This is a genomic window from Calditerrivibrio sp. (assembly GCA_026415135.1).
Taxonomy (GTDB): Bacteria; Chrysiogenota; Deferribacteres; order Deferribacterales; family Calditerrivibrionaceae; genus Calditerrivibrio.
Genome location: JAOAHS010000004.1, coordinates 1 through 15,006, shown reverse-complemented (window position 1 = coordinate 15,006; position 15,006 = coordinate 1). Strand labels below are relative to the sequence as shown.

At 35.6% G+C, this 15,006-nt stretch carries 13 protein-coding genes; 7 read left to right on the top strand and 6 right to left on the bottom strand.

Translation table 11 applies throughout. The features are described from left to right. From N3C60_01085 to rpsB, 6 genes are all read right to left on the bottom strand, one after another. Window positions 1-831, bottom strand: an 831-nt coding sequence (locus N3C60_01085; GenBank protein MCX8083504.1) for an AAA family ATPase, incomplete at its 3' end; no start/stop codon positions are given. 28 nt (window positions 832-859) lie between these two features. After that, entirely contained in the window at window positions 860-2,509 is a 1,650-nt protein-coding gene (locus N3C60_01080; protein MCX8083503.1) for a VCBS repeat-containing protein, read from the bottom strand. Between the two features lie 126 nt (window positions 2,510-2,635). Next, window positions 2,636-3,658 (bottom strand): hypothetical protein, encoded by a 1,023-nt coding sequence (locus N3C60_01075; protein ID MCX8083502.1) that lies wholly within the window; start codon window positions 3,656-3,658, stop codon window positions 2,636-2,638. 317 nt (window positions 3,659-3,975) lie between these two features. After that, complete coding sequence (locus tag N3C60_01070) at window positions 3,976-5,082, bottom strand: hypothetical protein (protein MCX8083501.1); 1,107 nt, start codon at window positions 5,080-5,082, stop codon at window positions 3,976-3,978. Window positions 5,083-5,480: 398 nt separating this feature from the next. After that, on the bottom strand, window positions 5,481-6,353 hold the full coding sequence (gene tsf / locus N3C60_01065) for a translation elongation factor Ts (GenBank protein MCX8083500.1): 873 nt from the start codon (window positions 6,351-6,353) through the stop codon (window positions 5,481-5,483). After that, complete coding sequence (gene rpsB / locus N3C60_01060; protein ID MCX8083499.1) at window positions 6,353-7,162, bottom strand: 30S ribosomal protein S2; 810 nt, start codon at window positions 7,160-7,162, stop codon at window positions 6,353-6,355. Before rpsB ends, tsf begins: the two co-directional genes overlap by 1 nt. A 216-nt stretch (window positions 7,163-7,378) precedes the next feature. On the opposite strand from rpsB, the gene N3C60_01055 reads away from it, so the two are divergent. The 7 genes from N3C60_01055 to N3C60_01025 all read left to right on the top strand — a co-directional run. Beyond that, window positions 7,379-11,977: a hypothetical protein gene (locus tag N3C60_01055; GenBank protein MCX8083498.1), complete on the top strand. Its 4,599-nt coding sequence runs from the start codon at window positions 7,379-7,381 to the stop codon at window positions 11,975-11,977. After that, window positions 11,962-12,423, top strand: a complete 462-nt coding sequence (locus N3C60_01050; protein ID MCX8083497.1) for a prepilin-type N-terminal cleavage/methylation domain-containing protein — start codon at window positions 11,962-11,964, stop codon at window positions 12,421-12,423. Before N3C60_01055 ends, N3C60_01050 begins: the two co-directional genes overlap by 16 nt. Further along, a complete protein-coding gene (locus N3C60_01045) occupies window positions 12,410-12,838 on the top strand; it encodes a prepilin-type N-terminal cleavage/methylation domain-containing protein (protein ID MCX8083496.1) in 429 nt (142 codons plus the stop codon). The genes N3C60_01050 and N3C60_01045 overlap by 14 nt, the downstream gene beginning before the upstream one ends. 50 nt (window positions 12,839-12,888) lie before the next feature. Beyond that, window positions 12,889-13,794, top strand: coding sequence for a PilW family protein (locus tag N3C60_01040; GenBank protein MCX8083495.1), 906 nt, complete (start codon window positions 12,889-12,891; stop codon window positions 13,792-13,794). Beyond that, the gene (locus tag N3C60_01035) at window positions 13,787-14,233 is read left to right on the top strand and encodes a hypothetical protein (protein ID MCX8083494.1); all 447 of its coding nucleotides are present in this window, start codon (window positions 13,787-13,789) and stop codon (window positions 14,231-14,233) included. Before N3C60_01040 ends, N3C60_01035 begins: the two co-directional genes overlap by 8 nt. Before the next feature lie 137 nt (window positions 14,234-14,370). Next, entirely contained in the window at window positions 14,371-14,523 is a 153-nt protein-coding gene (locus tag N3C60_01030) for a hypothetical protein (protein ID MCX8083493.1), read from the top strand. Then, window positions 14,520-15,006: AAA family ATPase (locus tag N3C60_01025; protein ID MCX8083492.1), on the top strand; the 487-nt coding region annotated here is incomplete at its 3' end. The genes N3C60_01030 and N3C60_01025, both read left to right, overlap by 4 nt.

Here is a 15,006-nt window from a genome sequence, read left to right as displayed (position 1 = left end):
GTAATTGCGATACATATACCCATTGGATATAAACAAAAGAATATCAAAGGGGTTATACACAGCCTCACCAAGCCACTTATATCCATTATACCAACGCCTGATCTTCTCATAATCCTGACCCTTTAGATGTTCACTAAACACCGTCTCAAGATCCCTATGGGTATATCCTGCAATTGTCGCATATCTCGGGTTTAATGTTATATCTTCAAGGTTATTCAATCCACTAAACAACGATACCTTCGAAAACTTGGATACCCCTGTAATAAATACAAACTTGATATACTCATCAGAACCCTTTATAACCGCATAAAAACCCTTAAGCTCCTCCCGCATCACAGTAGCAAGCTCCCTATCCTCTATGTTGTCAAGGATTGGCTTGTCATACTCATCTATCAAAATCACTACCTTCTGGGAGTACTTCTTGTAAGATAAATAGATAAGATCCCTAAAACAGCCTGATAACGATAGATCTCTATCGCACTCTACCTCAAGTATATCCTGATTGCGCTTTAATATTTCGTACAGTGTTTGCCTGAAACTCTCTTTACTCTTAAAATTACCATCGTTAAAGCTTATCCTAATAACAGGATATTTCTTAGACCAATTCCACTTGTCATATATATAAAGACCTTCAAAAAGCTCCTTTTTACCCTCAAATATAGACCTCAACGTGTCCAAAAACAGAGACTTCCCAAACCTTCGGGGGCGGGAGAGGAAATAGTACTGACCATTTTCTATCAGCTCATACGCCTCTTTGGTCTTATCAACATACACATAATTTTCTTCAATGATCGTCTTAAATGTAGAAATTCCTATTGGTAGTTTCTTCATTCAGCACCGGTGGTTTACATCATCTTAATTATTTAATTTCTATATATATAATCTCACTTTTTGCTGTATTAAATAATGTTTTTAAAAGCCCACCTTTAGGGCTTGGGCTAGTATTTCTTATAGCGTATGCATAGTATTTACCATATTTTTCCACTACGTAATAATCTGTAATCACTGGCTCAAACATGTCAGATTCCCAGCTTTTCCTGATCATTTTAGCCTGCCATACATATCTACCAATTGATGAGTCGGAGAATTTTTCTATCATGGGTAACATCTTAAATGTTTGAGTATTTCTTAGCAAAAATAGCTCATTTTTGTCATTTACAAATATTCTATTTTTTAGGTACTTTCTATACTGTCTAAGTTCAATTGGATTATCATTTGGCCCATACCCTTTTTGTTCTTTTAACAAAACCTCTTGATTCATTAGAAAGTAAAGTGGTGTTTGGTTAAAAAACTCTACACTTCTATAAATTTCATCTTTACCCTTGTAGACTCTAAGTTTAAAATCATCATCTACCCAGAGAATCTCTTTTTTACCATCACCATCTAAATCTGCGTATCCAAAGCCATATATGCCAACCTTTTCAGAGCCTTCAATAGCTTCACCTCTTCTAAACTGACCATCTACCCATTCAAAATAAGATACTGCACCCAGATAATTACCATCCCTTGATACCCTTTGGCATACTAACTTTTTGTCACCATTTATCATAATCGTTCTAAAAAGGAATGGATGATGACTACCAACTTTAACGAACTTTCCTTCATTGTTTAATTCATAAATATATGACCTTGCTTCTTTATTTTCATAAATGTTTGATATATATATTTCATCTATACCATTTTTATTCAAATCTATCGTTTCTACACTCTGAATATCATCAAATTCACCTCTTATTTCAGCGACTTTTAAAAATTTATTACCATCGAATTTAAAAATATATACATTTTTTGAGTCAGCAGCAATAACATAATCGTTATTGTCTTTAAATACTTTTCCAACAGTAACAGTTTTTAAATCCAAGCTAAACATCTCACTCCTTACAAGATCTGTTGTAGCCCCAAAAGCTTTCGTTCTATCATCACCCACATTGACATCTGAGAAAAGGATTGTTTTTACTATCTTATCGTTTACGACTACATCAGTTTTTATCACGCCATTTTCTTGCTGATAAAAGTTTAATTTGACTGGTGATTGCTTATCGAATATCAGAATTTTGCTTTTACTGAGTTCATCAGTCAACAAAAACTCTATTCTCTTGTTAAAATTAAGAAAAGCTGTATCAACCTTAACGGGTTTCTCACTGATCACCTGATCTGCTACTTTTATATCAGCAGTTTTATCTATCACTTCAGCCAGAGCATATTTATCAAACACATCTTTGATTCTTATTGTTCCAAGATAAGTTTTCTTTTTACCTAACACTACTCCCGTGATGGGATGTTTGATCTCTTGTCCCTCCCTAAAAACTTTAAATATCTTACCAACAAATGCACCTTGCTCTAATCCAATGTCGGTGGTTACCATATTACCATCAACAGCAATTACAATTCCGTTTTCTGCACTAAAATACTCATCCAGAGATTTAATCAACCCTTCAAAACGCGCTTCTGCACTCATCGACAATGAAAGTAACAGGGAGATAACTATAAAAAATCTTATAAACCTCATACGTATTACCTCTTTAAAAGTTTTTTTATTTTATAACATATTCAAGAATAAAAATCCAGAAATAATTAGGAAGGATCTCAGGAGGGTAATAGGGGTATCCATTTCTTGGATACCCACTCAATATACTTAGAAATTAGCCTTGAACTGTGCACCGTAATAATATTTTTTACCCTCTTTGTTGCCAGAAGAATCTTTCATGGAATCAAACACACCAACTTCTGGTGTTATATATAGATTTTTTGCAATTGTGATAATGGCATTGGCATAATAAGACTGCTGAGCATCTGCTTTGAGAGCAGAATCTATGTCAGTTCTCTGGTATCCATAGCCAATATTAAACATAATATCCTTAGTGGCATTAAAACCAACTTCTGCTGCAAAGCCAAAATCTTGGGAGTTCTTATCATGGGCAGCATCATAATAGCCATTGCTAGATATACCATAATTACCAGTATTAGAACCATACCATGCTAAAGCATTAAGCACGACTGGTTTAACATCTACGGTAGTACCAATGCCTAATAGATATGCATTTACAGATTTATCGTTTGTAGATGTGTCATACTTGTATGTTTGATAGCCAGCAAATACTTTCCCAGAGGCTGGGCCAAACTTGTAATTATATGCTGCTTCGATTTTTGGCAGAACTACATCATAATTTTTTTTATCTGGTTGATTTGCAGAAATAAGAGCTATATCAAAATCTCCAAAGCTAAAGGCAATCTGAGATCTTGGAGCTACAGACACACCACCATAAGAGTCTAATGCATTGTCGTTGCCGTATACTTGGCTAAAAGGCTCGAAATCTGATGGAGAATAATCTTGACCGATTTTCATTTTAAATCCACCAAAATCGTAGGTAGCATATAATACCCTGGTAGAAACTTTATTACTGCCATCTTCGCTTGTACCCAAACCAAGCTCAAATGATGCAGTCAATTTATCGGAAGCTTTTACATTTGCTCCGATCCTTGAATTACCCTGAGTGCCGAATTCAAGGTCAGTATCTGACTTGCCTAAACCAGAAAAATATTTGTCAGATGTGCCATAGAATGCTTTAAGCCTAACCGACCCATAAAAATCATAAGTAGCAGCAAAACTTGACACTGAAATAAGTCCAATAGCTAACAAAGCAATAAGTCTTTTCATAGTTACCTCCAGATTTTTTTGTAACAATTCTGTTAAATGTAAGTTAACAAATTTTTAACATTTTTTCAATACATTTTTAGAAAAAAATTAATATTTTTTTAGCAAAACTAATGCCAAATGTTTGATTCCATTAAACAATAGTAAATACCTTGAATAAATGTTATAAAAGATGCTAATTTTTAATCACTAATAGGTCATTATGGTTAATTTAAAATCGATAAAGCCTTATTATTTAGAAAATAAGCAAACAGTAAGATTTAAATAAAAAAGGAAGGCAAAAGCCTTCCTTTATGTTATTGTAAAAATTAGTATTCAAATTAGAAATTAGCTTGGAACTTAGCACCGTAGAAAGTTGTTTTACCTTCTTTGACAGTACCATTTTTCTTCTTATCTTCTACAGAAATCTCTGGTACAATGAAGAAACCTTTCGCTAAATTAACTATAGCATTTACATAATATGACTGTGCATCATCTTTAACATCTTTTGCTCCATATTTTGTTTGGGCATAACCATAACCTGCTTCAAAAGTCAGAGCATCAGATGCCTTAAAACCAGCATTTATAGCAAAACCGTAATCTTTTGAATTGTCAAGAGTACCATTGCTTAATATAAATGGTCTGGAATTACTAGCTAAACCTGATTGACCTCCCAAATAACCCATTGTTCCAAGGTTAGAACCAACGTAAGCATTCAAATTGCTATATACTGCACCCATATTGGCATTTACATATGCACCTAAAATGTATCCATACAATGTATCGTCATATTTAGCTACATTTTCTTTAACATAAGCAGTTCCGTTGTCATATACTTTATATGTCTGATATCCACCATATACTTTTGCTTTGATGGGGTTGACATCTAAAGTATATGATGCTTCTATCCTAGGTAGTAAAACATCGATTTGAGTTGTATCAGAAGAAACCAATCCTGGCCTTGAAAGAGCAAGTTCAAAACCAGCAGCCATAAATTTTAACTGAGAATATCTAGCTGAGTTGATTGCACCAAAACCAACTAAGTCGTTATCAGTATTAGAAACCTGGTTGAAAGCAGCGAATGCGGCAGTTGGAGCATAGTCTTGGCCTATTCTCATTTTTAAACCACCAAAATCATAGGTGGCAAACATTAAACGAGTTGTAACAGCATTAGCACTAAGATTAGGATTACCAATATTTTCGGCTGAACCGATTCCTAATTCTACTGTGGCTGTAAGCTTATCGCTAGCTTTTACGTTAGCACCTATTCTTGAGTTAATAAAATTACCAAAAGTCAGATCAGTATCTGATTCGCCAATACCACTTGCATATTCATCTAAGCTCTTGTAAAAAGCCCCAAGCCTAACTTGTCCATACATATTCCACTGCTGGGCAATTGCAGGTGCAGCAATTAAACCGATTGCTAAAAGTGCGATTAACTTTTTCATACTTTCTTTCCTCCTAAGTTTATTTTTTTCTTAATATAGCCTTTTCTCGATGGCGAAGCCATCTTTTTCTAATTATTAAACCATTTTCTATTTGATGTCAACTCAAAAATGTTGTCCATCTGTAATTTTTAGATTCAAAAGACATGCCAATTAAACTATTCATTTAACATCTTTTTTACATCAAACGTAAGTAGCTTACACTGAATGTTTTTTTATAACAAAATTTTATTATTAGCATATAGTGATGTTTCTATATGATTGTTTTTACTTGAAAACAGTGTATCTTTTTTTGCACACATGGAGGCTGGTTTTATAAAAAAAAGAGAGGGGGTTGCCCTCTCTTGGTTATGACCTTTTTAAGCGAGATATTATACTCATGGAAACCGTCAAAGGGCACACTACCCCTTGATCTGCTTCATCACTTCTTCTACAAAGTTTTCCTGCTTTTTTTCAATACCCTCACCCACCTGAAATCTTGCATAACCAACGATCTTAGCCTTGTGTTCTGCAAGTAGTTGCTCTATAGTGATGTCTGGATTTTTTACGAAAGGTTGGCTCATTAGGCAGATCTCTTTGAGATATTTGGCGATCTGACCTTTTACGATGTTGGGGATTATGTTATCAGGCTTGCCAGCTTCCTTTTGTTTGGCTGTGAGGATCTCTTCCTCTTTTTTGATAAACTCTGGATCTACACTGGAGGTATCAAGATACAGTGGATTTGAAGCAGCGATATGTAGACATATATCTTTAGCCAAATTGTTATCGCCACCTTCCATCTTTACTATAACGCCGATCTTGCCACCAAGATGTATATAGGTGTTTAAAAGACCACCCTGAAACTTTGCAAACCTTCTGATATCGATCTTTTCTCCAATTTTTGCAATTTTCGTATTTAAGGCCTCACTGACTGTTTCCCCACTGCCGAAGCTTGAGTTCATTAACTCTTCAAGGGTATTTACGTTGTTTTTTACTATACATTTTGCCACATCCTTAGCAAAGCTGACAAATTCCTCGTTTCTGGCGACAAAGTCTGTTTCACTATTAACCTCGACAATTACACCTGTATCACCCTCTACATGATCTGCTATGATCCCTTCGGCAGCTATTCTACTTGCTTTCTTGGCTGCTGATGAAAGCCCTTTTTTCCTTAGGTATTCGATAGCTTGATCTATATCTCCGTTTGTCTCCGCCAGAGCTTTTTTGCAATCCATCATGCCAGCTCCGGTCCTTTCTCTAAGTTCTTTAACTAAAGCAGCAGATATTTCAGCCATTACTCTTCCTCCTCATATTCGTCTAATTTTGCATCGATATTTACAGAATTGATCACTTGATCAAGGGGTATGTCCTCTTCCTCTGATATAGAAGCGGTCCTTATCTCATTTACAAGATCTTCTTCTCTCATCTGTCTGCCTTCATTTATACCATCGGCGATCCTATCTGCAATAAGTTGGCAGGCTTTTATGGCATCGTCATTGCCGGGTATTGGAAAATCCACCTGTTCTGGATCACAGTTTGTATCCACTATGGCTATTATGGGGATACCAAGCTTTTTTGCTTCGGCTATTGCGTTTTGCTCCCTTTTAATATCTATGACAAACATCACATCAGGGATATCTGTCATATCCTTTATACCGGCAAGATTTTTGTGGAGCTTGTCATACTCCTTTTTGATCATTGATATCTCTTTTTTGTGGAACCTGTTTATATAGCCTGAGGCAAACATATCCTCGAGCTCTTTTAGTCTTTTGATCCTTGATTTGATGGTTTCAAAGTTTGTGAGGGTTCCGCCGAGCCATCTGTTGTGAATGTAAAAGCTGTTGCATCTCTCTGCAGCACCTTTTGTAGCTTCTTGAGCCTGCTTCTTTGTGCCGACGAAGAGGAATTTGGCTCCTTTCTGGCTCATATCTCTGGCAAATTCATACGCCTGATTAAAGCACTGCACGGTTTTTTGAAGGTCGATAATATAGATACCGTTTCTCTTACCGAAGACATACTTGCTCATCTTCGGATTCCATCTTTTGGTCTGATGACCAAAATGCACACCAGCCTCTAAAAGGCTTTTCATTGAAATGTGTGACATAGTTCCTCCTATTTGTTTTTCCTCCGCTGACCAAAATAGCACCCCTTTAAAAAGAGGCACAGGCTATTTACGGTTTTCTCAGCGTGCGAAATGGGGCTAATTTATATCCGAAAAAATTAATTTATGCAACAAAATTTTTATCAAGCTGTACATCTCTAAAAACATTTCACGATTTTTTCACGGAAATTAGTTATAATAAAATGCAGGAGGTATACTATGGTAAGGATATTTTTATTGATAATCATCTTTTCAGTAACCATAATAGATGTATCATACTCAGCAAATAATTATTGTTCGGTCCCACCTTATCTACCTGGAAATGCTCCCCCTTTGATCATGCTGATCCTAAGTAAAGACCACAAGATGTTTTACGAAGCTTATAATGATGCTGTTGATTTGGATGATGATGGGAAAATTGAGATCACTTATAAACATAGCTTTAATTACTACGGTTATTTCGATCCTAAAAAATGCTACAAATATGATTCCACAAAAGATCATTTCTATTTCCACAAAAATGCTGACAGCCAGAAATATTGTGATGGGTCATCATGGAGTGGGAATCTGCTAAACTGGCTTACTATGAGCAGAATGGATATCATAAGAAAAGTGTTATATGGTGGATATAGATCCACAGATACGGCTACTGAAACTATACTTGAGGCAACATTTATCCCCAGAGATGCCCACAGCTGGGGTAAGAGGCTTACTGCATTGGATAATGCAAGCAAACTTATCCCATACTCAAATCCAACAGGCAATAATAGCCATTTATTTTGTATAACGTCTACAAGTGATGGTCAAACAAGAAAAATCAGATTTCTCAACAATACTTCGCTAAATATCTGGGATTGGGCATCAAAAGAAAGACCGGTGTGTGATGACAGAACAGGGGTACAAGATTTCTTTATTAGAGTAAAAGTGTGTGATGAAACTGTAGGACTGGAAGAAAACTGTAAACAATATCCAAATGGAAAATACAAACCGATAGGTATATTACAGAAGTACGGGGAAGGGGATTATGTAAAGGTATGTTCTAAAAATTTTCAGATATGTTCCAACGATAACGATTGCACAAACAATGGTAAATGTATAAGTAGGAGCGACATCTTCTTTGGCCTTATTACAGGTAGCTATGAAAAGAACATGTCTGGTGGTGTGGTGAGAAAAAATATTTCTTCCGTTGCTGATGAAATAAACCAAACTGATGGTACATTTAAGACATCAGTAAATGGCATAATTAACACACTGAATAAGCTCAGAATAGTAGGGTTTAATTATAGCAACAACGAGTATGATGGTGGGTGGAAAACAGATGGACCTATGACAGAGGGGACCTTTAGAAGCTGGGGTAATCCAATAGGTGAAATGCTCTATGAAGGGCTCAGATACTTTGCAGATAAAGGTACTGCAACCAGTGCCTATAGCTTTAGCAGCTCCACCACTGAAAACAATCTTGGCTTACCTTTTAATATTACTTGGGACAAACCGTATGATTTATTCCCAAACTGTGCAAAACCTTTTTTTGTCATACTTAGCGATATTAACGTAAGTTTTGATAATGATCAGCTGCCCGGTTCATATTTTAATAGTTTTAGTGGTGACCTTTCTGATCTTAATGTATCCTCGATTGCAGATATTATTGGTACTGAAGAATCTATAGCAGGTAACAAATGGTTTATAGGTCAGAGTGGATCTGTTACGGATACTGTGTGTTCCTCCAAATCGGTAACTAATCTAAGCTCCATAATGGGGATATGCCCCGAAGAGCCCACTAAAAAAGGCACCTACTATTCCGCAGCAGTAGCCTATTATGGAAAAAAAGATTTTAAAAATAAGACCGGGAAGCCAAACAATGTGGAATCGTTTGTACTTGCTACATCCGACTATGTGGGTAATCTTTCTTTTAAAGTAAATAATAGGGAGATAAGGATTATCCCTGTAGCAAAATCGATAAGTGGTTGTTTAAATGTTAAGACCAACTGTTATGATAAATGTACCTTTGATAACTCATCTGGAAATATGAAGATACTTAGCTGTCAATCAAGCGGTTTTTGTCCAACCAACCAGATAGTAGATTACTATATCACAAATATCGAGTATGAAAATGATGGAAGTGTTAAAAAGATAGACTTAAGAGTGAATTTTGAGGATGTGGAACAGGGTGCTGACCATGATATGGATGCCATAGTATTGTACAATATTGAAAAAACTACAAACGGAATAAGGGTAAAAGTTACATCCGAATACGCTGCAGGATGTATAGATCAAGTATTAGGGTTTTCTATATCAGGGACAACAGAAGATGGCATCTACCTTGTAGTGAGAGATAAAGACGCAACCAGTGATTCAGATACACCACCCATTATTGGCAACATGCCCCTTGTCTGGCAAAAGGATTTCACTGTAAGCTTTACTAATACAGGTAATACTTTAAGACCACCCCTCTGGTACGTTGCAAAATGGGGGAATTTTGATGATTATGACAAAACAGGTAAGCCAGATAAACAGGATAAATGGGACAAAGACGGTGATGGTATACCTGATGCTTACTATGAGGCGTTTAATGGAGCGAAGTTAGCAGATAGCTTGGATTCTATTTTACAGAAGATCCTTAATGTCTCTGGAGCAGGTACAGGTGTAGCATTATTGACAGAAAGGACAAGTAGCGCAAGTATTGCCATGCAGGGTGTATATAGTGCAAAAAAAGAGTTTGAGAACAAAAAATCTTTAGATTGGTTAGGCAATGTGTATGGTTGGTGGACTTATGCTTATTCTGGAGCTGACAACAGTACTGAAATAAGTATCAGGGAAGATACTGTTAACGATAAGAAACTAAATCTTTTGGACGATTATGTGTTAGAATATAAATACCAAAATGAATCAGGGCTTATAAAGCTGATAATAGATAAAAAGCTTGATTCGGATGGTGATGGTGATGCTGATATATTGATGAATACTTCAGAAGGTTTTGATAACGTTACACCTATATGGGATTCTGGGTATATCCTTTTGACAACCAATCCTAACAACAGAAAAATCTTTACTCATACTTACAACACGAGCACATATAATACAACGTCCCAATACGACTTCATAAAAGCGAATAAAAGTAATTTCTCAAGTTTAATGGGTGTAACTAGCGGCATAGTTGATAACCTTACTGATTATGTGCGTGGTATCGATATACCTGGATGGAGACAGAGAACCGTTACCTATAAAGGTGCAACAGGTGTATGGAAGCTCGGGGATATAATACATTCAAAACCAGTTTTAGTAAAATACGATACAAATACTTTTTCTGACTACAATGTCCTTTATGTTGGGGCAAATGATGGTATGCTTCATGCGTTTAGAGTAGGTAAAACGAAAAATTTACAAAATGAAACAAACAAAGATATTGCCGAGCTCTGTAATGACTCAAATGTTTCTCCCTGTTCAAAAAACAATATTGGTACAGAACTATGGGCATTTATACCAAGAAATGTAATACCTTATCTAAAGTATCTCAAGGATAATGATTACTGCCATACATACTTTGTTGACTTGCCACCTTATATTATTGATGAAGGTGAGAAGAAGATCCTTATTGGTGGACTAAGGCTGGGTGGGGGATGTAGCTGTGATAAGAAGGATAGCACTGATGTTTGCACTCCTGCTGAGACAGATGGACTATCCTCCTACTTTGCAATAGATATTTCAAACCCAACTAATCCAGTAGTATTGTGGGAATTTTCAGACGTTGATCTTGGTTTTTCTTACTCAGGGCCAGCTTATATAAAGAGACCAGAAGGTAGGTATATAATGTTTGGCAATGGGCCCACCCATTACAAAGGGAAATCCACAAAAGGTCTTAAATACTTTATACTATCATTGACATCTGATTATAAGATCAACTCCGTTTATAAAACCACGAATAATCAGTTGAATATGAATACTGCTTTCTCTGGAAAACTTTTTACCGAAGGTATAGATTTGAATAATGATGGATATACAGACTTTGTGGCTGTTGGTTACGTGGATGCATCATCAAGTACAAACTCAGGTGGTGGGGTATTGTTGATACAGACGAAGTCAGACGCACCTTCGAAGTGGGACTTTAACAAAAGTTACCTAAACGTAGCTCAAAACGCAATAACTTCGAAAATCACTTCTGGTAGCTGCTTTGGAAGACCTTATCTGTTTTTTGGTTCTGGTAGGCATTTTTATGCTGGTGATTCAGAAGGAACACCCGGTAATAACGATGAAAACTATATATGGGGGATACCTTTTGACTGCACTATTCAGGATGGCTGTAAAGGGACAATAAATGCTGCTCATTCTATTACCTTGACAGATAATCCTTGCAAAGCGTTACAAGATAACAGTACAAATATCAATGCAAAAACTGCTGGTTGGAAATATGCCCTCGATAAAACAAATACACCTGTGGCAGGCTACCTAAGGGAAAAAGTTTTAATAGACCCTGTGTTATATAAAGATCAGGTTGTGCTGTTTGTGAGTACAAAATATGCCACTGATCCTTGTACTATGGAAGCAACATCTAAAATATGGATGTTAAACTGTGCAACTGGCAGATCAATCAACATCTCCAACAACAATCCAGTCTGTACTGGTTATCAAGTGACAGTAGAACCAAAAGGTATTGCTGTAGATACTTCTGGTGGTATGAGTGTTTTAAACACAAAACTGGTTAGCGATACCAAAGGGTATTACACGTCACCAGTCGGTATTGTGGATATAACCGTTGATGAAAATTTAGGGATTGGTAATATATTAAGAAGAGGGAGGATACTATTTTGGATAGAAAAATAAAACTTAGGGCTTTTACACTAATTGAGTTGATGGTTGTTATAAGCATTTTGTCGATACTTATAGGTATTGCCGTTATAAGCTACAATTCGTATTCCAAAAGCAGGGATCTTGAGAATGATGTGTATAAAATCTTTGCTTTAGCTACAAAAGCAAGAACCTCTGCTTTTACAGATAAGGAAAATAACTACGTGTATCTTTCGGCAGATGGTTTTGAGATAGTTATTGACAACAATACAAATTCAAATGATGGAGTAAAGGAAAGAGTTAAACTTAATAAAAAATTTCTAAGTGATAACAGTTCTTATCTGTTTGATAAAAATGGATTTTTAAAATCGACAGGTAAAATATACCCGGAAGAGATTGTTGATGTCCAATTTAATTGTGTAAAGTTTTCTGATATGGTATACTTAGGGAAGATGAATGGGGGAAATTGTGACGCAAAATAACAATAAAGGGTTTGGTTTAATAGAAGCAATAATATCCCTTTTTATCTTTGCTATACTTTTGCTCGGTCTAAATTATTCTTTAATATTAGCAATTGAAAATAACACATCCACTTTTTTAAGAAACACTGCCTCCAAAATTGCCCAAAGCTATGCAGATAAGCTTAGAGGAGATAATACTACGATTTCCACTGGGACAATAAATGAATGTAACCCTTTAGATAATTCTGATAAAGCTATAAACAATATACCATTAAAAAACGGTATGGTAAAATTTGAAACTGTTTGGAGCTATACAGTTTTGCCAAATTCACAAGATAGGGTATATGATCTGGTGGTTACTACATGTTATAATTATAAAGGGCTTAAAAGGGTTACATACCAAACGAAAATTTATAAGGGTAAGTCAGGATTATGACAAAAGTAAAAGGGTATAGTCTTATTGAATTATTGATTACTATTTTGATAATGTTGATTGTGTTATCAGCTGTTTATCTTACTTATATTTCATTGTTGAAAGGTTACAAAAAGGAATCTATGAGTGGGAGTAAAATTATAGAAGAACAGATAGGGGTAGAAATTTTACGTAAAGATATCTCTTTAGCTGGGTTGGGGCTTACTGATAATACAACCCCAGTGGCATTGAGTGGATCCGGAGATAATATAACTCTTACGCTATATTCAACCCAATCCCCATCTTCTGATAAAACACAAGGACTGATTCTGCTCAGATTTGATAACACCACCAGCAAATGGGTATTTGTAGATAATAATTCTGATAGAAGGGTTGATAAAACGAACAATAACATTGTCGTTGTTGATGGTTATAGAAAAAAATGGACCAAAGGAACCCTTTCATCAAATCAGATTTCCCAGACATCTCCATTCCCAAATCCCAATCATTTAGCTTTTGGGTATCCCCTTTCTAATCTTAGTAATGATTACGAATCTGTAACTTACAATTTAGGAGGGACACCCCCACAGAGGTGTAACCCCTCAACAAAAAATTTGTTAAGATCTGGTACCCCTGTTGTAAACTGTGTGAAAGGTTTTAAAGTATATTTTGGAGTTGATACGGATGGCAATGGTAGTACAGATAGCTATTTTGACAATCTATCTGTAACGGCACTTGATAACGTAACAAAAATCTATAACAACTTACAAACAATTTCTGTCTTTATTCTCACCCATGATGGTGCTTTTGACAAAGATTATAATCATTCATCAAACGTGGTGACGTTTTATGATAATGAGATAGGTTCTAATGTAACTTTTAGTCTTAGCGGTGTTTCCCAATATTCAAACTACAGATGGAAAATACTTAAAGTATCTTCCAAAACTGTAAATATAAGAGGAGTTGGTTTCAGTGACTAATATCATAAATACCATAAGAACTAACAAAAAAGGGTTTTCGTTGATTGTAACGTTGATCTTATCTTTTGTTGCTCTGGGATTTATTTCTGCACTATTGTACTTAATAATGTCAGGTACAACCCTTTCTGGAAAAGGAAAAATTTATACAAGTGCTTTAGAAGCAGCTAAAGGACTTACCGATGTAATTGTTTTGAAAATAAATACTGATAGTCTAACCTGCAACCCTTCCCCTTGTTCATCAGGTAGTGTCGTGACAAATGTAGCCAATCTTTTGGATGGAACAGGATACACTGGTACAATTAGGGTAATCAATAAATCTACCTATGCTTACGGTACACCGTCTAAAAATTATGATCTGTATCTCATAAATATTGTTGTAACTGCTAATTTTGGCAAGGATCGCTCCGAAGTAGAATTTGCTTATGAGGTAGAAAAATAGGCAGAGGTTATGTTAAATAAAAAAGTTATTAATTTATTTGTTAGATAAGTAAAAAATATTGCGTTAAGCTCTATGAATTGTTATAATCTAAAGTAGTAACATAAAATCTAACGGATTAGGGTACAGATAGAGAAATTATGAAAAAGTTACTGACTGATATCTCAATATTTAATGCTATTATTGAAGGTGGCTACAGACGTACGGGCAAAGCCAAAGAGATTCTTGTTTGGACAGAGTTTGATAGTGGTAAGAGGAATGTTGGTAATTTGGAATGGATGAAAGTTTTATGAAGAAGTTACCGGTAGGTATATCTACATTTTCCGATATAATCACAGAAAATTATATATATGTGGATAAGACTAAAGAAGCCTTTGATCTTATCAGCAGTGGCAGATATTATTTTCTTTCCCGCCCCCGAAGGTTTGGAAAGTCTCTGTTTTTGGACACATTGAGGTCTGTATTTGAGGGTAAAAAGGAGCTTTTTGAAGGTCTTTATATATATGACAAGTGGGATTGGTATAAAAAATATCCTGTTATTAGGAGAAGCTTTAACGATGGTGATTTTAAGAGCAAAGAGGGTTTCAGACAAACACTGTACGAAATATTAAAGCGTAATCAGGATATACTTGAGGTAGAGTGTGATAAAGATCTATCGTTATCAGGCTGTTTTAGGGATCTTATCTATTTATCTTACAAGAAGTACTCCCAGAAGGTAGTGATTTTGATAGATGAGTATGACAAGCCAATCCTTGACAACATAGAGGATAGGGAGC

What these genes read in the sequence shown, in the direction of transcription:
- N3C60_01030 (MCX8083493.1), top strand. Translation starts at nt 14,371, where the DNA reads ATGAAAAAGTTACTGACTGATATCTCAATATTTAATGCTATTATTGAA.
- N3C60_01080 (MCX8083503.1), bottom strand. Translation starts at nt 2,509, where the DNA reads ATGAGGTTTATAAGATTTTTTATAGTTATCTCCCTGTTACTTTCATTG.
- N3C60_01070 (MCX8083501.1), bottom strand. Translation starts at nt 5,082, where the DNA reads ATGAAAAAGTTAATCGCACTTTTAGCAATCGGTTTAATTGCTGCACCT.
- tsf (MCX8083500.1), bottom strand. Translation starts at nt 6,353, where the DNA reads ATGGCTGAAATATCTGCTGCTTTAGTTAAAGAACTTAGAGAAAGGACC.
- N3C60_01055 (MCX8083498.1), top strand. Translation starts at nt 7,379, where the DNA reads ATGGTAAGGATATTTTTATTGATAATCATCTTTTCAGTAACCATAATA.
- rpsB (MCX8083499.1), bottom strand. Translation starts at nt 7,162, where the DNA reads ATGTCACACATTTCAATGAAAAGCCTTTTAGAGGCTGGTGTGCATTTT.
- N3C60_01040 (MCX8083495.1), top strand. Translation starts at nt 12,889, where the DNA reads ATGTTGATTGTGTTATCAGCTGTTTATCTTACTTATATTTCATTGTTG.
- N3C60_01075 (MCX8083502.1), bottom strand. Translation starts at nt 3,658, where the DNA reads ATGAAAAGACTTATTGCTTTGTTAGCTATTGGACTTATTTCAGTGTCA.